Annotated in this window: 22 protein-coding genes; 10 read left to right on the forward strand and 12 right to left on the reverse strand. The window is 75.7% G+C overall.

The window, feature by feature from the left end; genetic code table 11:
* Window positions 1-8: 8 nt before the first annotated feature.
* Together HD595_RS35825 and HD595_RS35830 are read right to left on the reverse strand one after the other, a co-directional pair.
* Window positions 9-3860: a glycosyl hydrolase gene (locus tag HD595_RS35825; protein WP_253776947.1), complete on the reverse strand. Its 3852-nt coding sequence runs from the start codon at window positions 3858-3860 to the stop codon at window positions 9-11.
* Window positions 3857-4663 carry a DeoR/GlpR family DNA-binding transcription regulator gene (locus HD595_RS35830; protein ID WP_253776949.1) on the reverse strand — a complete coding sequence of 269 codons (807 nt, stop codon included), beginning with the start codon at window positions 4661-4663 and terminating at the stop codon, window positions 3857-3859. The genes HD595_RS35825 and HD595_RS35830 overlap by 4 nt, the downstream gene beginning before the upstream one ends.
* Window positions 4664-4843: 180 nt before the next feature.
* Here HD595_RS35830 and HD595_RS35835 point away from each other — a divergent pair, with 180 nt between their 5' ends.
* On the forward strand, window positions 4844-5341 hold the full coding sequence (locus HD595_RS35835; protein ID WP_253776950.1) for a DUF3841 domain-containing protein: 498 nt from the start codon (window positions 4844-4846) through the stop codon (window positions 5339-5341).
* Between the two features lie 129 nt (window positions 5342-5470).
* Window positions 5471-6226 carry a nucleotidyltransferase domain-containing protein gene (locus HD595_RS35840; RefSeq protein WP_253776952.1) on the forward strand — a complete coding sequence of 252 codons (756 nt, stop codon included), beginning with the start codon at window positions 5471-5473 and terminating at the stop codon, window positions 6224-6226.
* 111 nt (window positions 6227-6337) lie between these two features.
* On the opposite strand, the gene HD595_RS35845 is transcribed toward HD595_RS35840, so the two are convergent.
* Together HD595_RS35845 and HD595_RS35850 are read right to left on the reverse strand one after the other, a co-directional pair.
* Window positions 6338-6781 carry a hypothetical protein gene (locus tag HD595_RS35845; protein ID WP_253776954.1) on the reverse strand — a complete coding sequence of 148 codons (444 nt, stop codon included), beginning with the start codon at window positions 6779-6781 and terminating at the stop codon, window positions 6338-6340.
* Window positions 6782-6804: 23 nt separating this feature from the next.
* Window positions 6805-7866 carry a helix-turn-helix transcriptional regulator gene (locus tag HD595_RS35850; RefSeq protein WP_253776957.1) on the reverse strand — a complete coding sequence of 354 codons (1062 nt, stop codon included), beginning with the start codon at window positions 7864-7866 and terminating at the stop codon, window positions 6805-6807.
* Window positions 7867-7983: 117 nt separating this feature from the next.
* Between HD595_RS35850 and HD595_RS35855 the strand changes: the two genes are divergently transcribed.
* The 4 genes from HD595_RS35855 to HD595_RS35870 all read left to right on the forward strand — a co-directional run bounded on the left by HD595_RS35855 (window position 7984) and on the right by HD595_RS35870 (window position 12013).
* Window positions 7984-8409: a VOC family protein gene (locus HD595_RS35855; protein WP_253776959.1), complete on the forward strand. Its 426-nt coding sequence runs from the start codon at window positions 7984-7986 to the stop codon at window positions 8407-8409.
* An 80-nt stretch (window positions 8410-8489) separates the two neighbouring features.
* Window positions 8490-10181, forward strand: coding sequence for a serine hydrolase (locus HD595_RS35860; protein WP_253776961.1), 1692 nt, complete (start codon window positions 8490-8492; stop codon window positions 10179-10181).
* A gap of 127 nt (window positions 10182-10308) precedes the next feature.
* Window positions 10309-11052: a carbon-nitrogen hydrolase family protein gene (locus tag HD595_RS35865; RefSeq protein ID WP_253776963.1), complete on the forward strand. Its 744-nt coding sequence runs from the start codon at window positions 10309-10311 to the stop codon at window positions 11050-11052.
* A 112-nt stretch (window positions 11053-11164) separates the two neighbouring features.
* Complete coding sequence (locus tag HD595_RS35870; protein ID WP_253776965.1) at window positions 11165-12013, forward strand: universal stress protein; 849 nt, start codon at window positions 11165-11167, stop codon at window positions 12011-12013.
* A gap of 30 nt (window positions 12014-12043) precedes the next feature.
* Here HD595_RS35870 and HD595_RS35875 read toward each other — a convergent pair whose 3' ends face one another.
* The 3 genes from HD595_RS35875 to HD595_RS35885 form a co-directional block, all read right to left on the reverse strand.
* Window positions 12044-12859: an ABC transporter permease gene (locus HD595_RS35875; protein WP_253776967.1), complete on the reverse strand. Its 816-nt coding sequence runs from the start codon at window positions 12857-12859 to the stop codon at window positions 12044-12046.
* Window positions 12816-13508 (reverse strand): ABC transporter ATP-binding protein, encoded by a 693-nt coding sequence (locus HD595_RS35880; RefSeq protein ID WP_308211301.1) that lies wholly within the window; start codon window positions 13506-13508, stop codon window positions 12816-12818. Before HD595_RS35880 ends, HD595_RS35875 begins: the two co-directional genes overlap by 44 nt.
* A 97-nt stretch (window positions 13509-13605) precedes the next feature.
* Window positions 13606-14280, reverse strand: a complete 675-nt coding sequence (locus HD595_RS35885) for a response regulator transcription factor (protein ID WP_253776969.1) — start codon at window positions 14278-14280, stop codon at window positions 13606-13608.
* A gap of 127 nt (window positions 14281-14407) precedes the next feature.
* Between HD595_RS35885 and HD595_RS35890 the strand changes: the two genes are divergently transcribed.
* The 3 genes from HD595_RS35890 (at window position 14408) to HD595_RS35900 (ending at window position 16823) form a co-directional block, all read left to right on the forward strand.
* Window positions 14408-15847 carry a sensor histidine kinase gene (locus HD595_RS35890; RefSeq protein ID WP_253776971.1) on the forward strand — a complete coding sequence of 480 codons (1440 nt, stop codon included), beginning with the start codon at window positions 14408-14410 and terminating at the stop codon, window positions 15845-15847.
* A gap of 184 nt (window positions 15848-16031) precedes the next feature.
* The gene (locus tag HD595_RS35895; RefSeq protein ID WP_253776973.1) at window positions 16032-16436 is read left to right on the forward strand and encodes an STAS domain-containing protein; all 405 of its coding nucleotides are present in this window, start codon (window positions 16032-16034) and stop codon (window positions 16434-16436) included.
* Between the two features lie 51 nt (window positions 16437-16487).
* Window positions 16488-16823: a hypothetical protein gene (locus HD595_RS35900; RefSeq protein ID WP_253776975.1), complete on the forward strand. Its 336-nt coding sequence runs from the start codon at window positions 16488-16490 to the stop codon at window positions 16821-16823.
* Between the two features lie 68 nt (window positions 16824-16891).
* Here the strand turns inward: HD595_RS35900 and HD595_RS35905 are convergent, their stop codons facing one another.
* Window positions 16892-18013, reverse strand: coding sequence for a carboxylate-amine ligase (locus HD595_RS35905; protein WP_253776977.1), 1122 nt, complete (start codon window positions 18011-18013; stop codon window positions 16892-16894).
* A gap of 104 nt (window positions 18014-18117) precedes the next feature.
* On the reverse strand, window positions 18118-18462 hold the full coding sequence (locus tag HD595_RS35910) for an STAS domain-containing protein (RefSeq protein ID WP_253776979.1): 345 nt from the start codon (window positions 18460-18462) through the stop codon (window positions 18118-18120).
* Window positions 18463-18931: 469 nt separating this feature from the next.
* Between HD595_RS35910 and HD595_RS35915 the strand changes: the two genes are divergently transcribed.
* A complete protein-coding gene (locus HD595_RS35915) occupies window positions 18932-19774 on the forward strand; it encodes a nitroreductase/quinone reductase family protein (RefSeq protein WP_253776982.1) in 843 nt (280 codons plus the stop codon).
* Window positions 19775-19790: 16 nt separating this feature from the next.
* Here HD595_RS35915 and HD595_RS35920 read toward each other — a convergent pair whose 3' ends face one another.
* The 3 genes from HD595_RS35920 to HD595_RS35930 are packed head-to-tail and all read right to left on the reverse strand — an operon-like array spanning window position 19791 to window position 23754.
* A complete protein-coding gene (locus HD595_RS35920) occupies window positions 19791-20948 on the reverse strand; it encodes a substrate-binding domain-containing protein (protein ID WP_253776984.1) in 1158 nt (385 codons plus the stop codon).
* Window positions 20945-22096 carry an ABC transporter permease gene (locus HD595_RS35925; protein WP_253776987.1) on the reverse strand — a complete coding sequence of 384 codons (1152 nt, stop codon included), beginning with the start codon at window positions 22094-22096 and terminating at the stop codon, window positions 20945-20947. Before HD595_RS35925 ends, HD595_RS35920 begins: the two co-directional genes overlap by 4 nt.
* Entirely contained in the window at window positions 22096-23754 is a 1659-nt protein-coding gene (locus HD595_RS35930) for a sugar ABC transporter ATP-binding protein (RefSeq protein ID WP_253776990.1), read from the reverse strand. The genes HD595_RS35925 and HD595_RS35930 overlap by 1 nt, the downstream gene beginning before the upstream one ends.
* Window positions 23755-23871 lie beyond the last annotated feature (117 nt).

Below are 23871 nucleotides of genomic sequence, written 5' to 3' on the forward strand. Positions count from 1 at the left end.
GCGCCGCGCTACCCCTCCGGCAGGACGAGGCGGACCGGGCCGAACAGCCCCGTGACCCGCTGGCCGGGGAAGACGAAGTGCGTGGGGCTCACCGCGTCCAGGTGCGGGGCGAGCGTGCCGTACACCTCGACCTCCACCGTGTTCTCGCCGGGCCGCAGCGCCGCGCCCACGTCGAACCGGTACGGCGAGCAGACCCGCACCCCGCACGCGCGGCCGTTGACCCGCACCTCGGCCGTGCCGCGCACCCGCCCCAGATCGAGCACCCCCGGCCCGGTCGCGGTGACGGTCACGGTGCGGCGGTAGCGGACGCCTCCGCTGTACTCCGGCAGGCCGGTCCGCTCCCAGTCGCCCAGCTCGATCGGCCCCGGCCCGGCGTCGAACTCGACCGGCCCGGTCAGGATCGCCCCGCCGGCGTGCCCGGCCTCGGTCTCCACCCGCAGCGTCGCCACGCGCGGCCCCCTCCCTCCGTCGAGGGGCACCTCCAGGAGACCCGTGCCCTCCGCCACCGTGGCCTCCACCGCTGTGTCTCCCACGGCTGCGTCTCCCACACCTGTGTCTCTCACCACTGTGTCTCCCACGACGGGGTCGCCGTCCAGCGTGAGAACGGCCCGCCCGCGCAGCGGCACCCGGACGGCGGTGGCCCCCGGCGGCACCTGGAAGCGCAGCCACTCCACCCGCCCCGCGGCCCCCTCCTCGCCCAGCACGGCGCGCAGCACCACGTCGTCCCCGCCGGCGCCCGACAGCCAGGACGTGTCCGGAAGCGGGTGCGGGCGGCGCGGGAGGTGGAGGGCCGCCGGGTCGAGGTACTGGGACCGGCGCACGCGGGCCGGCGACCGCACGCCGTCCCGGACCGCCTCCCAGCCGGGCCCCGACGTCGCGCAGCCGTCCACCAGGACCGGCTCCGAGCCGTCGGCCACCCGCACCGTGACCACGTTCGGCCCCGGCCGCAGCGCCCCGGACGCGTCGTAGCGGCGCACGCGGGGCTTGCGCAGGTCCGCGTACGGGTCGAAGCCGCCCTGACGGCCCAGCTCGACGCCGTTCACGAGGACGCGGCAGGCCGCGGTCGAGGCGACCTGGAGCGTGGTGCCGCGCGGGACGAACGTCGCGGTCAGCTCGGCGGGGCCCTCCGGACCGGCGATCCACTCGGGCCGCAGGTACGCCTCCGGGTCCGTCACGACCGCCACGTGGGCGCGCAGCGGCGCGTCACCGCCGTCCGCCTCGTCCGGCGCCAGCCGCAGGTCCAGCACGTACGTGCCGGGGGAGAGCGGCTCCCCGGCGATGGCGAGGTGCCCGCGGTCGGCGAGGGGGACGGCCGCGCCGTCGATCCAGGCCGCCTTGGCCGCCGCCGCCCCCACCGCGAGGTACGCCCGCCCGTCCGGGTCCGCGCCCGCCGGGACGGTCAGCTCGCACCGGAACCACGCGGCGTGGCCCGCCGGCACCCGGCCGAAGTCCAGGAACTCCTCCGGGACGTGCCCCTTGGGGCCGAGGGTGACGCGGTGGATCGGGTCCTTGCGGATCCCGCGCGACACCGAGAAGACAGCGGCCCGCCGGTCGCCCGCGGCCGCGGGCGCCCCCTCCGCGGCCGGGCGGCCGGCCGCCGGGACGGGCGGCTCGCCCGCGGGCGCGGGCGTGGTCACGTCGTCCGGCGTGAGGTGCCAGACCCCGTGCGGGCCGAACGTGGCGTACGCGGGCCGCCACGCCTCCTCCCCGTCGAGCCGGTGCTCCACCTCCCACCGGCGCAGCACCGGCCCGTCGTGGCCGAGGTCGCCCCAGGTGTCGTCCAGGGTGGGCACCGGCTCCATCTCCCAGCCCGAGTCGAGGTCCACCTGGCGCGTACCGCCCGGTACGGCCGGCGGGGGCGGCGGCGCCTCCTGGCCCGTGAACACCAGCAGTGCCGCCGGTCCCGCGTCGAACGGCACCACCACCTCCACGCCGTCGCCGTCCACGGCGGACGGCAGCACGCGCGCCCCGCCGGTGAACGGGTCCACCAGCAGCGGCGCCCCCGTGACGCCCCGCACCCGGACCGGCATGCCGGTCGCGTACCGGGACGGGTCGAAGTCGATCGTGGCCGAGTCCCATCCCTGGTCGGCGCCCCGCGCGTCCGGGTGCTCCACCGCCACCCGGCTGGCCATGGGGAACGCGGCCTGCAGGTAGACCAGCGTCGCGCCGTCGACCTCGCGGACCAGCGGCGGCACGGGCGCCTCCACGCGGCGCAGCGGCGCCAGCAGCGGCCCGAGCGCGTCCACCGACGGCGCGAACCGGGCGAGGTCCCGCAACGGCCCGTCGGGGACCGTCTCCACGGCCACCACCAGGCCGCCCCGCTGCGCGAACGCGACCAGCGCCCGCTCGGTGCCGGGCTCCAGCACCGCGCAGGCGGGCAGGACGACGGCCGCGTACGACTCCCCGGCCACCTCCAGCCGCGCCCCGTCACCCCACGCTTCGGGAGCGGAGGGCCGGACGGTGGCCCGCTGGAGCGAGTCGTCGTCGATGACGTCCGCGTCCAGCCCCAGCTCGTCCAGCACCCCGGGCACCATCCGGAACCACGCCATGTCGCCGACGAGCCGCCGGTACACCTCCTGCGCCCGCCCGGCCTCCGCGCCGGCGCCGTCGAGGCCCGTGAACGCCTGGGCGGTCGCGGTCGGCAGCAGCACCGCCACGTCGCACGCGTGCCGCCCCAGCGACAGGGCCGCGCACAGCCGCGTGACGGCGTCGGCGAAGACGCGGTGGTGCCGCCAGTACGGCTGCCGCCAGTCGGTGGCCGGGGGCGCCCACTCCCACCAGCCGCCCTTGGTCGTGTAGTACACGGCGTGCGGGTTGTAGAGCGTGGCGCCGGCGCGCAGCCAGGGCAGCAGCCAGTCGAAGGTCTCCTCCAGCGTGCCGCCCCAGCCGCTGGAGTGGAACGCCTCGATCCAGGTGCGGGGCCGGCCGTACAGGTGGGCGAGGGAGGAGTGGATCCGGGCGTCCCCGTGGTGGTCGGAGCCCGGGGCGCCGAACCAGCGGTGGGTGCGGGCGTAGTCGGCGTACAGCTGCACGCCCTCCACGGGGTGGCCGGCGCGGGCCGGGTCCTGCTGGTCGCAGCCGCTCACCAGGCCGTGCCGCTCGTGCCAGGCGGCCAGCGGCCGGAAGAACGCCTCCTCGGCCAGTTCGGCGCGCGTCCGGTGGTAGTCGCGCCGCACCCGTCCCGCGTCCGGCCCGCCTCCTCCGTCCTGCCACAGCGCGGGCAGGTGCGGCGTGAGGTCGTAGCCGCGCCGCCGGGCGAACTCCTCGGCGAAGCCGTCCGACCAGGTCGGGATCGACGGCAGCTCGTCCTGGAACGAGCCGGCGATGACGCCGCCCAGCCGCTTGCCGAGCCGGCGCTCGAACGCGCCGTGGACGCGGTCGATGAGCGCCGCGCACGCCTCCGTCGACAGGTAGTCGAAGCCGCGGGTCGCGACGGAGCCGTCCGGCGCCAGCCAGCGCCCCGCGAAGCGCGGCTCCTCGTCCACCAGCCGCGCCTGGAGGTCGGCGCCGGAGAAGCCGAGCTGGTCGTAGAACCACAGGGAGATCCCCAGCTCCTCGGCGTCGTCGCACACCTGCTCCAGCAGCGTCCACCACGCCTCGGAGAAGAACGGCGGGTCGTCGGCGTCGGAGCCGAACATCGGCCCGGACGGCGCCAGGTTGAGGATGACCAGGTTCCACACGCCGCCCTCGGCGAACCGTTCGAGCTGCCGGCGCAGCCGGTCGCGGCGCAGGGGCTCCCCGCTCCACCACCAGATCGCCGCGGGGGAGTAGGCGCGCGGCGGCTCGGCCAGCACCCGGGCGAGCCCGGGCGGGAGGGACGGCGGCGAGGCGGGCGAGGAGGGAAGGGACGGCGGGGTCATGACGCCTCCGGGGGGAGCAGGGCGGCGACGTCGAGGGACCGGGTGAGCTGGTCGAGCTCCCGCAGCGCCTCGGGCGCTGCGCCGGCGTCCACGATGACGCGGTCGAACGTCTCGAGCCGGGCCACACGGTACAGCGCGGTCCGGGTGAGCTTGGTGTGGTCGAGCAGCAGCACGCCGCGCGTGGCCGAGGCCAGCATGGCGCGCTTGACCGGCACGATGTGCTGCTCCTGGTGGCAGGCGTGGCCGCCGGTCACCGCCGAGGTCGACACGAAGCACAGGTCGGCCTGCAGGGCGGCGATGGCGTCGGTGCAGGAGACGCCGAGGAAGGAGTTGTGCGGCGCGTCGTAGTCGCCGCCCAGCGCGATGAGCCGGATCCCGGGCATGCCGGCGACCAGCTCGATCGTGGTGAGGAAGTTGGTGACGACGGTCAGCGGGGCCAGCGCCTCCAGGCGCCGCGCGAGGGCCAGGCTGGTGGTGGAGTCGTCGAGCATGACCGCCATGCCCGGCTCGACCAGCTCCGCCGCCCGCGCGGCGACCGCCTCCTTCTCCGCGCGCATCGACCGCTCGCGGAAGGAGACGTCGCTCTCGAAGACGCTCGACGGCTGCGCGGTCACGCCGCCGCGCAGCTTGCGGACCAGGCCCTGCCGTTCCAGCGCGCTCAGGTCCCGGTGGATCGTCATCAGGCTGACCTGGAACAGCTCGGCCAGCTCGCCCGCCGTGATGTCGCCGCGGGCGAGGATCTGCTCGGCGATGGCCTCCTGCCGCCTCGCGGGGCCCGGCCGCGTGCCGCCGCCGTCGATCATCCCTGGGCCGTGCCCGTTCCCGTCATGGTGGATCTCCAGGGGGTGTCCGAGAACCGGAGGGGATCGCGTCGTCGACGCGCGCGTTAACACTGGCATGTGATTCATAACGGTGTCCAGTGTTAAAAACTGCGATTTCTCACAGGACACTTGATAGATCGGCGGGGCTGACATGATGGCCCGGTGCGGTTGTGGACGGTTCAGCATCGAGTGGTTCCGGAGGCGTTGGCGGCCGCCGGTGAGGTGACCGGCGACTGGGGCAGGGTGCTGAGCCCCTCGTACCGTCCCGCCTACGAGGAGATGACGGCGGAGATGGCGCGGCGCGGCCTGGACTGCGCGGGACGCCCGCCGTTGTGGGCGTGGCACGGGCCGGACACCCGCGACGACCGGGTGGCGTTGACGGCGGAACTGCTCCTCAACCCGGCCACGCCGCAGGAGTACGAGCGCTATGCCGTCCTCGACCTGGACGTCCCCGACGAGGTCGTGATGCTCAGCTCGTACGCGCGCTGGAACGACTTCATGGAGACGCTCTTCCTGGGCCGGGGCTCGCCGGCCATGGACTGGTCGATCGACGCGGAGGAGTACGGCGGACCGGCCGGCTTCCGCGTCCAGGCATGCCTTCCGCGTCTGGCGGCCCCGTGGGTGCTGGGCGTCCGCCCGCTGGAGCCGTCGGAAGGGTAAGATCCACGTCATGAAGTGATGGCCCGCCGCACCGATTCCCCCATGACGCCGTCCGAGGCATCCCTCCGGCGTCCGGTCCGTGCGCCCGCGCCCCATCCTCCGCCATCACCTTCACCTGAGGGGACCGTCATGACCGACGACGCTTTTCTCGACCCTGTCGCCGACCGGCTCGCCGCCCTTCCCGCCGTGCGCGCCGTCACCCTCGGCGGCTCGCGCGCCGAGGGCACCCACACTCCCGACAGCGACTGGGACCTGGCCGTCTACTACCGGGGCCGCTTCGACCCGGACGCGCTGCGCGCCACCGGCTGGCCGGGCGAGGTCTCCGAGCTCGGCGGCTGGGGCGGCGGGGTCTTCAACGGCGGAGCGTGGTTCACGATCGACGACCGGCGCGTCGACGTCCACTACCGCGACCTCGACGTCGTCGAGCGCGAACTCGCCGAGGCCCGGAAGGGGCGCTTCCACTGGGAGCCGTTGATGTTCCATCTCGCGGGCATCCCCAGCTACCTGGTGGTCGCCGAACTGGCCGTCAACCAGGTGCTGCGCGGCTCTCTTCCCCGTCCCGCCTACCCCGAGGCGCTGCGGGAGGCCGCGCCGCCGGTGTGGCGCGGGCGCGCCGGCATGACGCTCCAGTACGCCAGGGGCGCCTACGTCCCGCGCGGCCAGGCCACCGAGGTCGCGGGGGCGCTGGCCACCGCCGCCATGAGCATGGCGCACGCGGTGCTGGCGGCGCGCGGCGAGTGGGTCACCAACGAGAAGCGGCTCCTGCGGCGGGCCGGCCTGCGCGACATCGACGCGATCATCGCCGGGCTGCGATCCGAGCCGCCCGCCCTCGCCCAGGCGATCACCGAGGCGGAGCGGCTCTTCGAAGCCGCCGTCCGGCGATAGTCCACGGGAGTCCATGAGGCGGGCGGGCCGGCGCCTCCTCAGTCCACGGGAGGCCATGAGGCGGGCGGGCCGGCGCCTCCTCGACGGGCCGCGACCGGCCCGCCTCGCGGATCAGGCGGGCTGGTCCCAGATGCTGCGGCCGCCCGCCACCTCGTCCAGGCGCGAGGCCGCCGGTCCCTCCAGCGCGGCCGTCGCGTTCTCGAAGTCCTCGGTCGCGATGACCACCTTGACGCCGCCGAAGGCCGTGTAGGCCAGGTCGATGTTCACGTTCGCGTCGGCGAGCTGCCGCGTCAGCTCGCCCAGCGTGCCCGGCCGGTCCTCCAGGTTGACCACCAGCACCGGCCGCTCGTCGGCGATCCCCATGCCGCCGCCCTCCAGCGCCCGCCGGCAGCGCGCCGCGTCGTCGTCCGCGACCAGCAGGTGGATCACGCCCTTGCCGTCGCCCGTGAACGCGGCCAGGCCCTCGATGTTCACGCCGGCCTCGCCGGTGAGCTCCCCCAGGCGGGCCAGCTCTCCCGGCCGGTCGTTCAGGATCACGGTGAGGTTGGTCGACATGACCCCCTCATTTTCGCATTCAGTCATATACCGGACAGTCGGCGGGGTGCCTCCTGGGCCTTCTCGGCCGGTTCCGCGTGCTCGGCGGGCCCGTCGGCCGCGGCCCCGTCCGCCGCGGGCCCGTCCGCCGCGGCGGCGTAGCGGGCGGCCAGCTCGCGCAGATGCGCGCGCAGCGCCGGCGGTTCGAGCACGGTGAACGGCACGCCGAGGCTCCCGAGGAAGCCGGCCAGGTCGTGCAGTGACTCGCTGCCCGTCTCCAGCAGGCACCCGGCCGCCCCGTCGCCGGGGTCCAGGGGTGTCAGCAGGCCGGCCGCCGGCGGGATCCGGTCGGCCACCGCCTCCGCGGGCGCGTGCAGCCGCACCCGGGCCGGATGCCGGTAGGCCGTCGAGGCGGCGCCCCGCATGACGTGGGCGGCGGCGTCGCCGCCCGGCGGCGTGCGCGGGGTGAAGCGCGGCCCGTTGGGGGAGCGCGGCCGCACGCGGTCGGCGCGGAACGTCCGCCAGTCGTCCCGGTCGCCGTCCCAGGCCAGCAGGTACCAGCGTCGCCCGGTGTGGACGAGGCGGTGCGGCTCGACCTCCCGGAGCGACGCGGTGCCGTCGTGGCCCGCGTAGTCGAAGCGCAGCCGCTCCCGGTCGCGGATGGCGGCGGCGATCGTGGTGAGCGTCCCGGCGTCCACGGTGGGCCCCCGCCCGGCCACGGACACGGTCGCCGCGCGCATCGCCTCGATGCGGTGCCGCAGCCGCGACGGCAGCATCCGCTGCACCTTGGCCAGCGCCCGCAGCGAGGTCTCCTCGATCCCCGTCACCGAGCCGGACGCGGCGGCGTGCAGGCTGACCGAGACCGCCACGGCCTCCTCGTCGTCCAGCAGCAACGGCGGCATGGCGGTGCCCGCGCCGAGCCGGTAGCCGCCCGCGGTGCCGGTGGCCGAGTGGATCTCGTAGCCGAGGATCCGCAGCCGCTCCACGTCGTTGCGCACGGTCCGCGTGGTCACGTCCAGCCGCTCCGCCAGCTCGGCCCCGCCCCAGCCCGGACGCGCCTGAAGCAGCGACAGCAGCCGCAGCAGCCGCACAGAGGTTTCCAGCATGCGTCGAGTGTGGCAGCACTTGAGGAACCGGAGATTCCTCAACGCCTTCTACTGTTCCCTCCATACCGCGACACACCGGGCAGGACGGTCCTGCCGGGCAACCGAGGGAGCGTTCGCATGCTGCGTGGATTCGCCACCGTCAACCTGTTCGCCGACGACCTGGCCGCCGCCCGCGACTGGTACGCCGAGCTGCTCCGCGTCCAGCCGTACTTCGAGGTGCCCGGGCCGGACGGCGGGCCGGCGTACGTCGAGTTCCGGGTGGGGGACTACCAGCACGAACTGGGCATCGTGCGCGGCGCGTACGGACCGCACGGGCCGGGCGCCGGAGCCTCAGGGCCGTCCGGGGCGGTGCTGTACTGGGCGGTCGACGACGTGGAGGCCACGCTGGAGCGGCTTTTCGCGCTCGGAGCCAAGGAGCACCAGGGCGTCGTGGACCGCGGGGGCAACGGGTTCGTGACGGCGTCCGTGGTGGACCCGTTCGGGAACGTGCTCGGGATCATGACCAACCCGCACTACATGGAGGTCCTCGGGGCGCGGGGCTGACGTCGGGGCATGGAGCGAGGTGACACGCCGCCGGGGCGGCCACCTCTTCCCGCCGCCGGGACCGGGCTTAACCTGCGGTAATGAGGCGGGGGAGCGCGACGGCGCTGGTGGGCGCCGCGACGGCGGCGGCGGTGTTGTGCGGATGCGGCGGCCCGCCCGTCACGACGGCCGCGCACCGGACGACGGCCGTCCCCGGCGACGCGACGGCCTCGCCCCGGACCACGACCACCCCTGGCACCGCGATCGCCGCCCGTCAACCCACGCTGTCGGCGGCGCCGCCCGCGCAGCCGCCGCCCGCCCTCACCCCCGCCGCGGTGGACGCCGCCGTCTCCCGGCTCGACGGGATCGCGCGCGACGTGATGCGCCGGACGGGCGTGCCGGGCATGGCCGTCACCGTCGTGCACCGGGACCGGGTGATCTACCTCAAGGGGTTCGGGGTGCGCCGCGCCGGCAGCCCCGGCGCCGTCGGCCCGGACACCGTCTTCCAGCTCGCCTCCGTCTCCAAGCCGCTGGCCACCACCGTGGTCGCGCGGGCGGTCGGGCAGCCGGGCGCCGGGCCGCGCGCCGTGGGCTGGGACGACCCGGTCGTCCGGCACGACCCCGGCTTCGCCCTCAAGGATCCCTGGGTGACCCGGCACGTGACGCCGGCCGACCTGTTCTCCCACCGCAGCGGCCTGCCCGACCATGCCGGCGACCTGCTGGAGGACCTGGGGTACGGCCGCCGCTACATCCTGGAACACCTGCGCGACGAGCCCCTCGGCCCGTTCCGCGTCCAGTACGCCTACACGAACTTCGGCTTCACCGAGGCGGCGCTCGCCGTGGCGCGGGCCCGCGGCCTGTCGTGGGAGGAGCTGTCGCGGACGCTGCTGTACGAGCCGCTGGGCATGCGCTCCACCAGCTCCTCCTTCGCCGCGTACGCGCGGGCGCCCGACCGGGCCGCCCTCCACGTGCGGGTGGACGGGCGCTGGGAGGCCCGCCACGTCCGCGATCCGCAGGCCCAGTCACCCGCGGGAGGAGCCAGCTCCACGGCCCGCGACCTCGGCTCCTGGCTGCGCCTCCAGCTCGCCGGCGGCGTGTACGCCGGCAGGCGGCTCATCGAGCGGTCCGCGCTCGACCGGACGTACCTGCCGCACGTCCTGTCCGCCCCGCCCACGGCCCCGTACGGCCGGCCCGGCTTCTACGGTCTCGGCTGGAACGTGACCTACGACGACCTCGGCCGGCTCCAGCTCGGCCACTCCGGCGGGTTCGCTCTGGGCGCGGCCACGAACGTGACGATGCTGCCGTCGGAAGGGCTCGGCATCGTGGTGCTCACCAACGGCGAGCCCGTCGGCGCCGCCGAGGCCGTGGCGCTGACGTTCCTCGACGTCGCCCGGCACGGCCGTCCGACCGTGGACTGGCTGCGGCTGGCCGGCGCGGCGTTCGCCGGCATGGAGCGCGGGGAGCGGCCGGCGACCGACTACGGCAGGCCGCCCGCGGACGCCGCGCCCGCCCGGCCGGCGCGCGCCTACACGGGTGTGTACGCCAACGGGTACTACGGCCCGCTCACCGTCACTGAGGAGCGCGCCGGGCTCGTCATGCGGCTCGGGCCGAAGCCCCTCCGGCTGCCGCTGCGCCACTACGCCGGCGACACCTTCGCCTACCTCACCCCGGGAGAGAACTCCGTGGGCCTGGACGGCGCCCGCTTCACCGTCGGCGCGGACGGCCGGGCCGCGAAGGTCACCCTGCCCGCCCTCGACCACACCGGCCTCGGCACGTTCACCCGCCGCCCCTGATCCTCAGGAGAACCTGACCATCGCGGCGACATCGCAGTAATGGGGTGTCGTTGTCCCGTCCGGGCGGCCTGTCTACGATGGGTTCCGCCTCGGGGGGCGTCCGCGAGGCCCGTACCGAGGAGGTGGCGTGCCGGAGACGTTGACGATCGCGGTCGCCCAGCCCCTGACCGTCCCGCACGACGTCGCGGCCAACGCCGCCGCGCACGCCCGGGCGGTGCGGTCCGCGCGGGCGCGGGTCGTCGTGTTCCCCGAGCTGTCGCTGACCGGGTACGAGCCGGCCGCCGCGACCCTCGCCCCCGGCGACGCCCGGCTGGAGCCGCTCGTGGCGGCCTGCGCCGAGACGGGAGCCGTGGCGCTGGCCGGCGCGCCCGTGGACGGCGACGGGGACGGGGGCGGGGACAGCGGGCCGTCCATCGCGATGCTGGCCGTCGACGGGAGCGGCGTCACCGTCGCCTACCGCAAGATGTACCTCGGCGCCGAGGAGGCCCTCCGGTTCGCGCCCGGCTCTCGGCCGCGCGTGCTGGAGGTGGACGGCTGGCGGCTCGGCCTCGCCGTCTGCAAGGACACCGGCGTCCCGGAGCACGCCGCGGCGACGGCCGGCCTCGGGATCGACGTGTACGTGGCCGGAACGGTGAAGCACGCCCACGAGGCGGAGCTCCAGGCCGAGCGCGCCCGGGGCGTCGCCGCCGGGCACGGGGTGTGGGTGGCGGTGGCCAGCTTCGCCGGGCCGACCGGGGGCGGGTTCGCCGAGACGGCGGGCCGGTCCGGGGTCTGGGCGCCCGGCGGCGAGCCGGTGGCCCAGGCCGGCCCGGAGATCGGCGCGGTCCTGACGACGACGCTCACCACGAAGCCCGCGACGAAGCCCTTCTGACCGGACGGCCGTCCCGGGCGGATGACCGTTGGGCCCTGTGCGCCGGGACCTCCGGCCCTGCCGGACCGCCGCCCCGCCGCGGTGCGATGGAGGGGACGAAGGAGGGACGATCATGATCGTTGTGGGTGTCGACGGCTCGATGGCGGCCCGGGCCGCGGTGGAGTGGGCCGCCGGCGACGCGCTCCGCGCGCACGTGCCCCTGCGCGTCGTCTACGCCGTGGACCGCTCGCCGTACCAGATCGACCGGTTCGGCCCCGCCGACCGGCCCGACGCGCCGACCCGGGAGGGACGCCGGGCCCTGGACGAGGCGCTGGCGCTCGCCCGTGAGCGGCAGCCCGGCGTGGAGGTCACCACCGCCCTCGTCGAGGGGTCGCCGGACGTCGTGCTGCGCGAGGAGGCCGTCCGCGCGGACGAGCTCGTCGTCGGCAGCCGCGGCCTCGGCGGCCTGACCGGGGCGCTGCTCGGCTCCGTGAGCGCGCACCTCGCCGGCAGGGTCGCCTGCCCGGTCGTGGCCGTGCGCGCCGAGCGGCATCCCGTGCGCGGCGAGGTCGCGGTGGGCGTCGACGACTCACCCGGGTGCGAGGCCGCCCTGGAGTACGCGTTCGCGCAGGCCCGGCTCCGGGGCGCCGCCCTGCGCGTCGTCCACGCCTGGCAGCTCCCGGTCCACGCGTTCGCGCCGGAGATCTCGTACGAGATGGACCAGGTCCGTGCCGCCCAGCACGAGGCCGTCGTCGGCCGGCTGGCTGCGTTCGAGCGGCGTCACCCCGGGGTCAGGGTCGTCGAGGACGCCCCGTGCCGTCAGCCGGTGGACGCGCTGACCGCCGCGTCGGCAGGCGCCGACCTGCTGGTCGTCGGCTCGCACGGGCGGGGCGCCGTCGGAGCGGCGTTGCTCGGCTCCGTCAGCAGGGGCGTCCTGCACCACGCGCGCTGCGCCGTCGCCGTCGTCCGCCACCACACCTGACGCCGGCGGACGGCACGCCGGTACGGGCGGTCAGCGGGTGAGGCGGGGCAGCAGCGCGGCGGCGACCGTCACGCCCGCGGCCAGCGCCACCACCAGCACCGCCACGTCCAGCGCCAGATGGGCGGGAGTGCCGAGCAGGAGGCCGCGCAGCGCGTCCACCTCGTAGCCGAGGGGGTTCACCCGGTTGACGGCCTGCAGCCAGGCCGGCATCAGCGCCACCGGGTAGAGCGCGTTCGACGCGAAGAACAGCGGCATCGTCAGCGCCTGCCCGATGCCCATGACCCGTTCGCGGCTCAGCACCAGCCCGGCGATCACGATGGACAGGCAGGAGAAGAACCCCGCGCCCAGCACCAGGACGACGAACGTGGCGCCGATGCGCAGCGGGTTCGCGGTGAGGGAGACGCCCAGCACGGCCGCCAGCGCCAGGATGACGACGCCCTGGACCACCGCCCGCACCCCCGCCGCGAACGCCTTGCCCGTCACCAGCGCCACCCGGGGCGCCGGCGTGACCAGCAGCTTGGCCAGCACGCCCGCGTCCCGCTCCCAGATGATCTGGATGCCGTAGAAGATCGCGATGAACAGCGCCGACTGGGCCAGGATGCCGGGCGCCAGGTAGTCGAGGTACGGCAGGTCGCCCGTCGGTATGGCGTGGATGCGGGTGAACGTCACCCCGAACACCAGCAGCCACAGCGCCGGCTGGATCGCCCGGGTCAGCAGCTCCGCGCGGTCGTGGCGTACCTTCTGCAGCTCGACCAGGCACAACGCCCACACCGGCCCGGCGCCGAGGCGCCAGGGGATGCGCTCAGCCGAGCCGGCTCGCCGTGCGGCGGGTGCTTCTGATGTCACGCGCGTCACCTCCCGCGGCGTCGAGGAAGCTCAGGGAGTCGCCGGCGCACACCCGGAAGACGTCCTCCAGTGACGCCTCCGGCCCCAGCCCGGCCGTCAGCTCGGCGGGCACGCCGAGCGCCCGGATCCGGCCGAGACTCATCAGCGCCACCCGGTCGCAGTGCTGCTCGGCCTCGTCCATGTAGTGGGTGGTGACCAGCACGGTCATGCCGGTCTCTGCGCGCAGCGCGCCGATCCGCTCCCACACGACGGCCCGCGCCACCGGGTCCAGGACGCCGTACAGGCGGGCGAACAGGGCGACGTTCTGCCGCCCGGTCAGCGCGCCGTCCGCCGAGAGCTGCTGCGGCACGTACCCGATGCGCCTGCGCACGGCCATGCGCTCGCGCGCCGCGTCGAGGCCGAAGACCCGCACCGAGCCGGGCGGGCAGGGCAGCAGCGTGACGATGAGCCGGATCGTGGTGGTCTTGCCCGCGCCGTTCGGCCCGAGCAGCCCGAACACCTGACCCGCCGCCACCCGCAGGTCGATCCCGTCCACGGCGGTCCTGGCGCCGAACGCGTACCGCAGGCCGGAGATCTCCACGGCCGGGCCGGTTCCACCCCCGGCGGCCGGCTCCTCCGACACCGTCCCCTCTTCCCACGACGCTCCCACGGCGCGCCACCTCACTCCCGTCTCCCGTCTTCTGCCGGACGGCCCGGACCGCCCCACTGTGCGTCGCCGCCGATGAGACGACGATGAGAGGGCGGGGTCAGCGGCCGGGGGACAGGCGGTACCCCGCGCCGCGAACGGTCTGGATCGTGTCGCGGCCGAACGGCCGGTCCACCTTCTCGCGCAGGTAACGCACGTACACGTCGACGACGTTCGAGCCGCCGTCGTAGGCGAAGTCCCAGACGTGCTCGATGAGGTACGAGCGACTGAGGATCTCGTCGGGCCGCCGCATCAGCTCGTGCAGCAGCGCGAACTCCTTGGCCGACAGGTGGATCTCGGTCTCGCCCCGCCGGACCGTCCTCGTGCCCGGGTCGAGGGTGAGGTCGCCGGCCCGCAGCACGGCGGGGCGGCGCACCTGGTCGCGGCGGGTCAGGGCGCGCAGCCGCGCGTACAGCTCGGCCAGCGCGAACGGCTTCGTCAGGTAGTCGTCGGCGCCCGCGTCGAGGCCGCGCACCCGGTCGTTGACGGTGTCGCGGGCGGTCAGCATGATGACCGGCGCCCACCGGCCCCGCTCCCGCATCCGCCGGCACACCTCGTAGCCGTCGGGCGGGGGGATCATCGCGTCGAGCACCACGGCGTCGTAGTCGTGCTCCATGACGCTCCACAGGGCGTCCTCGCCGCTGGTGGCCACGTCGACGGCGTAGCTCTCCCGCCGCAGGCCACGCGCCAGCACGTCGGCCATGGCGGCGTCGTCCTCGACGACGAGCACCCTCATGCGGCCACCCTAGAACGCACCCCTCCTCCGGGCGGGGGCGGGTGGAGGAGGCGTTGCGGGCTGGAGCGGCGGGGCGTGGGCGCCTGGATGGCGCGTGAGAGGATGGCAGGGATCCGGAGGTGGGGCCGTGCGGCTGGTACCGCGTTCGCTCCGTGTCCGGCTGGTGCTGGTGACCGCGGTCGGCGCCTCCGTCGCGCTCGTGCTCTGCCTGGGCCTGCTGTACACGGTGCTCGACCGGCAGCTTCGGGCCGCGTTCGACGCCGACCTGGGCCGCCGCGCCGGTGACGTGGCCGCCGCCGTGAGCGCCGGCGCGCCGGACGTCGTCCCCCTCGACCCCATGGCCCAGCTCTACGACTCCGGCGGGCGGCCGGTCGCCGCGTCGCCCGTCCTGGACGGCGGGCGGCTCCTGGCGCCGGCGCGGGTACGCGCCCTGCGGGCCGAGCTGTTCACCGAGGCGTCGCTGCCCGGGCGGCGGGGCGGTGAGCCCGAGGAGGTCCGCGTGCTGGCGCGGCGCCTGGCCGACGGGCGGGTCCTGGCCGTGGGAATCCGGGCGGCCCCGCTCCAGCACGCCCGCGACCGGCTGCTCGCGGCCCTCGCGCTGGCCGTGCCGCCGCTCGTCCTGCTCGTCTCGGCCGCCGCCTGGGCCGTCGTACGGGCGGCGCTGCGGCCCGTGGACACGCTGACCCGGGAGGCGGCGGCCATCTCGTCCCTGGAGAACGGACGGCGGATGCCGAGCGTGCCCGGGGACGACGAGATCGCCCGGCTCGCCCGCACCCTCGACGGGATGCTCGCCCGGCTGCGGGTGGCGTTCGACCATGAGCGGGCGTTCGTGGACGACGCGAGCCACGAGCTGCGCACGCCCATCGCGGTGCTGCGCGGCGAGATCGAGCTGGCCCTGTCGGCCCTGTCCGACGCCCGCGCGGCCTGTGGCCGCCGTGACGGCGGCGACACCGCCGTAGATCTTCGGGCGAGGGGTGGGCGGGATGCCGGGCCGGGCGTACCCCATGACCGGCTCGGCGAGGTGGAAAGGTCGCTGCGCGGGGCGCTCGGGGAGACCGAGCGGTTGTCGCGGCTGGCCGAGAACCTGCTGCGGCTCGCCCGCGCCGGCTCACTCCCCGCACCCGCCGAGCCGGTGGACGTGCCGGCCGTGGTCCGCGCGGAGGCGGACACGCTCCGGCCGCTGCTGGGGCTGCGCGTGGAGGTCACGGGCGACCCGCTGGTGGTGTCGGCCGACGCCGACCGGTTCCGCCAGGTGGCGGCCAACCTGATGGCCAACAGCGCGGCGGCCGGGGCCACGACGCTGAGCGTGCGGGTGGGCGCGGGCCGCGAGTGGCACGTGGTGGAGTTCGCCGACGACGGGCCGGGCTTCGCGCCCGGGCTGCTGGAGTCGGCGATGGAGCGCTTCACGCGCGGCGACGACGCCCGCACGCGGGGCCGGTCCGGGGCGGGGCTCGGCCTGCCGATCGCCCGCGCCGTCGTAGCCGCCCACGGGGGCACGATGACCATACGCAACGGGCTCCCGCTCGGCGGCGCGGTCGTCACCATTCGTCTCCCCGTTCACCGCTGACCCGCGCGGTCGTCACCATCCGTCCCCCTGTTCAGCGCCGAGCAGCCGTACCGTCACCATCAGCCTCGCCGTTCACCGGTGACCCGGCGGGCTCCTTCTCATCGGCTTCTCATCGTCGTGACCGCATGATGAGAGCCCCCCGACCCTTGGAGCCGGTCACGACCCTCGGAAGGACCAAGGACCCATGGAAACCCTCACCCTCCGGCGTCGGCGTCTGCCCGGCGTGATCCTCCTCGAGGTGGGCGGCGAGCTCGACCTCCTCACCGCCGCCCGCTTCGGTGCCTTCGCCGGTCGCGTCCGCCGTCCCGGCCTGCACCTGGTCGTCGACCTGGCCGCGACCACGTTCCTCTCGTGCCACGGCCTGCGGGCCCTGCTGGCGGTGGGGGACGACGTCCGGCGCGACGGCGGCGTCGCCCGCCTGGCGGCGCTGCCGCCCGGCCCGCTGAGGCTCGTCCGGCTTCTCCACGCCGACGCCCTGGTGCCCGTGCACGCCACGGTCGAGGACGCCCTGACCGCCGCCGCCCCGACCGGGGGCGCCGCCGGCCCGCCCGTCCTCACCACCCCCGGCCACGCGCCTCTTGCACAGTAAAGTTTCCTAAAAGATACTCCGGGGAGTTGCCCCCCACTCCCAGGAGCGCCCATGGTCCGCCGCGGCCTGACCCTCGCCACCGCCGCCCTCGCCACCGCCTTCACCGCCGCCCTCGTCACCGCCACGCCCGCCCAGGCGGCCGTCGTGGACGTCACGTTCGGCCCGACGTCCATCGGCGACTACTGCCACGCGCGGGTCAGCTCGTCCTCCTGGATCGGCTTCTACGAGCCCGGAGGGCTGCGCTGCTACGCCGGCGGCATGGGCGGAGCCCTCCAGTACGCGGGGTCCGGCGATCCGTACCTCGCCTGCAAGTACCTGACGACCGACGTCGTCATGAGCGCCTCACGCGGCGCGTCCGACGCCCTGGTCTGCCGCGTCGTGCGCTGAGGGGTCGTGCGCCGACGGGCGGCCGTCCCCGGCGCGGGACGGCGGCCGGGGGCCGGTCGCGGAGGCGGTCAGGCGCCCGCCTTCAGCGCAGCCGTGCCGGCCCGCGTCTCCGCCACGAGGAAGTCCACGACGTCCTCCATCCGCCCCCGCCGGTCGAGGACCCGGCGCTGGCGCTCGGCCGAGCTGCCGCGCGCCAGCGCCTCGCGCGCCAGGCCCGACACGAGGTCCCAGTCGCCCGCCTCCTCCAGGTACGGCCGCAGGTCGTCCACCAGCCGCAGCACCACCTCTCCGGCCGGCGCCGGGGTGCCCTCGCGCGGGTCCACCAGCTCGCCCTCCAGGCCGGAGCGGGCCGCCTGCCACGCCGCCGCCCGCACCGGCTCCAGCTGCACCTCGCGCTCCGGGTCCCGCCGGGCGTGCTCCAGCTCGCGTGCCACCAGCGCCCGGAACAGCCCGGCGATCAGCACGATGTCGTCCACGCGCGGGCACGCGTCGCAGACCCGCAGCTCGACCGTGGGCACGTGCGCCGACGGCCGCACGTCGAAGTAGATCATCCCCGGGTCGCTGATCACCCCGGACCGCACCAGGTCGTCCACCATGCGCTCGTAGTCGGCGGCGGAGCCGTAGCGGCCCATCGGCCCCGAGGTGGGCCAGCGCTGCCACACCATCGTGCGGTAGCTCGCGTACCCGGTGTCGGCGCCCAGCCAGTACGGCGAGCTGCAGCTCAGCGCGAGCAGCGGCGGCAGCCACGGCGTCACCAGGTGCGAGACCAGCACGGCCAGGTCGCGGTCGGCCACCTCGGCGTGCACCTGCGTGCCGCAGATGAGCTGCTCGCGGGTCAGGAGCTGGTAGTCGTCGAGCATCTGCTCGTAGCGGGGGTCGGGGGAGACCTTCATGGTGTCCGCGTCGCCCAGCGGCACGCTGCCCGCCGCGACGATGCCCACGCCGAGCCCGTCGGCGACGTCCGTGAGGGTGCCGCGCAGCGCCACGAGATCGCGCGCCAGGTCCTCCAGGCTCGTGAACGGCTTGCTGTTGGCCTCCACCGCCGATCGCTGCAGTTCCTGCGTGAACCGCTCCTTCGGCAGCTTGTCCAGCAGGGCACCCGATCGGGAGACCAGGTGCCGTGTGCCGGAGTCGACGATGTGGAACTCCTCCTCGACTCCGACGGCGATCGCAGGCTTGGAACTCGTCACTGGGGCCACTCCCGGGGAAGGTCGGCGTGTCGTTGCGCCGATCACCTCCCCGAAATGGCGGCTTTCGCACCTCCCATTGCGGCGCGCCAGGCGAGATCAGGCCGTCAGGCGGGCGTGAGCGGGCCGCGGCCCCGGGCGCGCTGCACGAGGTGGTCGTCCAGTCCGGCGGCCGCGAGGAGCCGCTCGGCCGAGGGGGACAGGTGGGCCAGGCTGAGGGTCCCGCCCCTGCGCTGCAACGATCGCTTGACCGCCAGCAGCACGCGCAGCCCGGAACAGTCGATGAACGACACCTGGCTGAGGTCGAGCTCGAGCACGGACACGGAGGGCCCCTCGATCATGGTGTCGAGGCTGGTCTTCAGAAGCTCGGCGGTGGCGAGATCGATCTCCCCCCGCAGGTGCGCGACGGCGCGCCTTGGCTGGGTTTCCAGGGTGACGTTCAGCGACTCCATCGCATCCTCCAGATGGATCGGCCGACGCAGACTCCACAAAAGCCGCGTGTGCATCGCAACGCCACCATATTGGCCTCCCAGGTGTCACCCTCGGATCCGTAAAATCCTGGCCTCCGTTGGCCGACGCTCCGCACGAAAGCCCTTCTGGGCCGGTGATTCCGACTTCTCGCCGCCGTGGGAACGGCGGCGAGAAGTCGGATTCGCGAGGTTTGCGGAGGCATGCCGGTGAGGTTAGGGTGCCGGATGTGACTGCCGGGTCGGCCATGGGCCATGAGCGAGTCGGGCGCCCGGCCAGGGCGTGACCGGCGGGCGGGCGAGAGCCCCGCCCCCTTCCCTTCGCACCGCGATCCGCCGGTGAGCACCCCCGGACGCGGACCCCATGGGCCTTTTTCCCGCACGCCTCCAGGCGGTCTCCGTCATGCCGCCGCAGGGCTCGCGGGAGCACGATTCCGGACGAAGAAAGCAGAGCATGCCGAACGATTTCAACCAGCAGATCATCGAGGAGTTCCGGGCGAACGGCGGCCGGGTCGGAGGCCCGTTCGAGGGAGGGCGGCTGCTGCTCCTGACCACCACCGGCGCCCGGACCGGCGCCGCGCACACCACGCCGCTCGCCTACCTGCCCGACGGCGACCGGGTCCTCGTCATCGCCTCGGCCGGCGGCGCGCCGCGCCACCCGCACTGGTACCGCAACCTCCTGGCCGACCCGCGGGTCACGGTGGAGAACGGCGTCTTCACCTTCGAGGCGGAGGCCGTCGTCCTGGAGGGCGCCGAACGCGACGCGGCGTTCGCGCGGGCCGTCGAGACCGACCCCGGCTGGGCCGCCTACGAGTCCAGCTCGGGCCGCACCCTGCCGGTGGTGGCCCTGGAGCAGGTGCCGGGCGTCATGCCCACGCCCACCGCCGCGTCGTTCGGCCAGACGCTCAAGGCGGTCCACGACGCGTTCCGGCGCGAGCTGGGGCTGATCCGCCAGGAGATCGCCGCCGGCGGGCCCGGGCTCGGGACGCAGCTCCGGGTCAACTGCCTCAGCGTCTGCGGCAACCTGCACCACCACCACGTGATGGAGGACTCGGGGATGTTCCCGTCGCTGGCCGGGCGGCGTCCCGAGCTGGCGCCGGTCATCGAGCGGCTCGGCGAGGAGCACCGGCGGATCGCCGAGCTCGTCGCCCGGCTGCGGGAGGTCGTCTCGGCCGAGGGCGCCGAGCCCGCCGCGGTGCTGGCCGAGGTGGACCGGCTGACGGAGGAACTGGAGGGGCACCTGACGTACGAGGAGGAGCAGCTCATCCCCGTCCTGGACGGCGCCGCCACCGCCTGACGGTCGCGCCCCGCGGTCAGGGCCGCCAGATCCGCTCGTAGGCGGCGCGGTAGCCGGGCGGGTCCCAGGACGAGGCGCCGTCCACGTTGTCCGTCGTCGTCAGGTGGACGTGCGGCACGTACCCGCTCGGCGGCGCCCCGGCGAACGCCCGGTTCAGCTCGTCCACGAGCTGGTAGCCCTGCGCGTTCAGCGGCTCGGGGACCGTCGCCGCCTGGTACTGGCGGGTGCGGACCCGCTCGAACGCCGACGGGTCGCCGTCGCCCGCGCCGATCGCGTACGGTGCCCCGCCCCCCGGGAGCCCGGCGGCCCGCAGCGCGGGCGCGGCGTCGGCGAAGTAGAGGTCGTTGATGGCGGCCGAGTACGTCCACCGCTCGCCGAAGCGCGCCAGCAACGAGGACACCTCCTGCGGGGTGCGGGTTCCCGCGTCCGGCAGCGGGATGTTCTCGTACGAGAGCAGCCTGACGCCGGAGCAGCCGAGCAGCGTCCGCTGGATCAGCCGGGCCTTGCGCTCGGCGAACGGGATCGACGAGTCGGTGAACAGCACGACGCCCGCGTCGCCGCCCGACCTCGCGATGATCCAGTACGCGGCGATCCGGGCGACGTCCTCGACCCGGGTGGTGACGTTGGCGAACAGCTTCGGGTCCGCGCTCGGACCGGGAGCCCGGGTGGCGTGCCAGCCGACCAGCGTGATGCCCGCCCGGTTCGCCTCGCGCACCTGCTGGGCCACGGAGCCCGGGTCGAACCCGCCGATCACGATCCCGGACGGGCGCAGCGCGACGGCCTGGCCGAGGGCCGCGCGCACGCCCGCCGGGGTGCCCTGGCCGTCGATCACCCGGACGTCCCAGCCGATCCCGCGGGCCGCCGCGGTGACGGCGGAGGCGGCCCCGGCGACGCCGGGGTTCGTCATGGTGGCGGCCACGTACACGACGCTCCTGCCGGGCACGGCCCGGGGGCCGGTCCTGGGCCCGTCCCACGGAGTGGCGCGCTGAGCCAGGCCGACGGCCCGCCGGGCCTCCGCCAGCACGGCGGGACAGGGGCGCGGCGGCCCGCCGGGCGCGGGGTCGGAGGGGGAGCCGGGCGCGGGGTCGGAGGGGGAGCCGGGCGCGCAGCCGCAGGTCAGCGCGGCGGCGAGCGCCAGCGCCGCCGCGGCGCCGGAGAGCCGGGCGCGGATCACGGCTGGTCCCGGCGCTCCCGGTCGGGACGCTCGCCCGCCGCCGCCTCCCACACCGTGCCGGCCGGCGGATCCGGACGTGCGTCCGCGGATGAGGGAGGAGGGGCCGGTGGAAGGGACGCGGACGGGGGAGCGGGCGCGGGCTCGGCAGCCGGGGGGCGGGCGCGCATCCGGCGCCGGGCCGACCAGCCGACCAGGCCGACCGCCGCGAGCAGCGTCAGCCCGTTGAACAGCGGCGTCACCCAGAAGTCCGCGCCGAGCTGCCCGAGCCCGGACAGGCCGACCGCGAGGACGCCCACCGCGACCACCGTGCCCAGCGGGTTCGGCCGGCCGGGCCTGATCACGGACGACCCGAGCAGGGCGGCGGTGAACGCGGGCAGCAGGTAGTCCAGGCCGACGCTCGGGTTGCCGATCTGGTTCTGGGCGGCCAGCAGGACGCCCGCGAAGCCCGTGACCAGCCCCGAGACGGTGAACGCGGCGCACACGTAGCGGCGGGTGGGGATGCCGACCAGTTCGGCGGCGCGCGGGTTGGAGCCGATGACGTACAGGTAGCGGCCGAGGGGAAGCCGTTCGAGCGCCACCCACAGCACGGCCGTCAGCGCCGCGACGTACAGCGCGGGCAGCGGCAGGCCCAGCACCGTCGCGTCGGTCAGGTTCGTGAACGCGACGGGCAGCCCCTCCGGCCCCGGCACGACGCGGGCGCCCCCGGTCACCCATCCCGTGATCGCGTACAGCACGCTGCCGGTGCCGAGGGTGGCGATGAACGAGTCGATCCGGGCGAACTCCACGAGCAGCCCGTTGACCACCCCCGCCACCGCCCCGCCCACCAGGACGCCGAGGCAGGCCGGCGGCCACGGCCAGCCGTCGGTCACGATCAGCTCCAGCGTCACGACGTGCCCCAGGCCGAGCCCGTACCCGATGGACAGGTCGAACTTACCCGTGACGATCGGGACCATCGCCCCCAGCGCGAGGACCGCGACGACCGCGTTCGTGGACAGGACCAGCCGCAGGTTGGCGGCCGTCGGGAAGGTCGCGGGCAGCGCCAGCGAGAAGACCGCGAACAGCAGGACCGCCAGCGCCAGCAGCCCGTAGGCGCCGACGAGGCGACCCGGCGCGGAGCGGCGCGGGCGGGCGCGGCCCCCGGCGGCCATCAGCGGCCCGCCCCCGTGACGGCGCGGGTGATCCCGCTGACCGTCAGGGCATCCCCGGTCAGCTCGGCGGTCACCGAGCCGTCCGCGAGGACGAGCGCGCGGTCGCAGACGTGCGCGATCTCCTCGGCGTCGGCCGAGACCAGCACGACCGCCAGGCCGTCGCGGAGGGCGGCGTCGAGGAGCCGGTAGATCTGCGGGCGGGCGGCGACGTCCACCCCCGCCGTCGGCTCCTCCAGGACCAGCACCCGCCGCCCGGTCCCCAGCCAGCGCCCGACCAGCGCCTTCTGCTGGTTGCCGCCCGACAGGGCCGTGAACGGCAGCTCGGTGCCGGCGGGCCGCACGCCGAGGCGCGCCAGCAGCGCGGCGGCCCGCTCCCGCTCCCGGCGCGGCCCCAGCCAGGTCAGCGGCGAGCCGCCGCGCAGCCGGGGATTGGCCAGCACGTTCTCCCGGACGCTGAGGCTAGGCGCGGCGCCCTCCTCCATCCGGTCGCCCGCGACCATCCCGACCCCCGCCGCGACCGCCTCCGGCGCCGAGCGCGGCCGGAAGGGCCGCCCGTCCAGCAGGACCCGGCCGCCCTCCGCGGGCCGCGCGCCGGCCAGCGCCCGCCCCACGGCGACGTGTCCCGCCCCGGCCGGCCCCGTCAGGCCGACCGCCTCACCGGCCCGCAGGTCGAAGCTCACCGGACCGGCCGGCTCGGCGCGCAGGGCGCGCACGCTCAGCACGACCTCGCCCGCCTGGCGCCGCCCGCGCCGATGGACGGCCGGCTCGCCGCCGACGATGGCGCGCACCAGATCATCCCGCCCGCCGCCACCATCACCGCCGGCATCGTCAGCACCGCCGCCATGACCGCTCCTGTGAACGTCGGCCCGGTTACCGCCGCCGTGACGGTCGCCGGCGTCACCGGCGCCGTGACGGTCGCCGCCATGACCGCCGCTGTCGTCGAGCGGCCCGTGCCGGACGACGCGCCCGTCGCGCAGCACCGCGACGCTGTCCGCCAGTTCGCGTACCTCGCCCAGCCGGTGGCTCACGTACACGATGCCGCGCCCCCGCCCGCGCAGCTCCCGCAGCACCGCGAACAGCCGCGCCCGGTCGGCCTCCCCCAGGCTCGCGGTCGGCTCGTCCAGCACGATCACCTCGGTGTCGCGGGCCAGCGCGCGGGCCACGGCGACCAGTGACCGCTCGGCCCGGGTGAGGTCGCCGGCCCGCTCGCCGGGGTCGATCCGCGCGCCGACCGCGTCGAGCGCCTCGGCGCAGCGCCGGCGCGCCGCCCGCCGCGAGATCAGGCCACAGCGCAGCGGGTAGCCGGCGCCGAGCGCGACGTTCTCGGCGACGCTCATCCAGTCGACCAGCGCCGGGTCCTGGTGGACGAACGACATCCGCCCGGCCGCCTCCCGCCCGCCGAGCGGGTGCCCCGCGACCGCCACCTCCCCGGCGTCGGCGCGGTGGACGCCCGCCAGGATCCTGATCAGGGTGGACTTGCCCGCGCCGTTCCGCCCCACCAGCGCCAGCACGCTGCCGCGGGCCAGGTCGAGGTCGACGCCGTCGAGGGCGGGGGTGCCGCCGAACCGTTTGCGCACCCCGCGGACACGGACCAGCGGCTCCGGCCCGGCCCTGCCGGGACGGCCCCTGCCGAGATCGTGGCTGGCGTGGTCGTGCACAGGCCCCTCCGCGGGGCTCGATCGCCCGGCGGGCGGGCACGATGCGGCGGCCACGCGGCTCAGGCCGCGCCGCGCGGACGCCCTGCAGCGGCCCGTCCGATGCTCCGTTCATCGTAC

Origin of the sequence: Nonomuraea roseoviolacea subsp. carminata (assembly GCF_024172185.1) — a bacterium.
GTDB classification, from domain to species: domain Bacteria; phylum Actinomycetota; class Actinomycetes; order Streptosporangiales; family Streptosporangiaceae; genus Nonomuraea; species Nonomuraea roseoviolacea.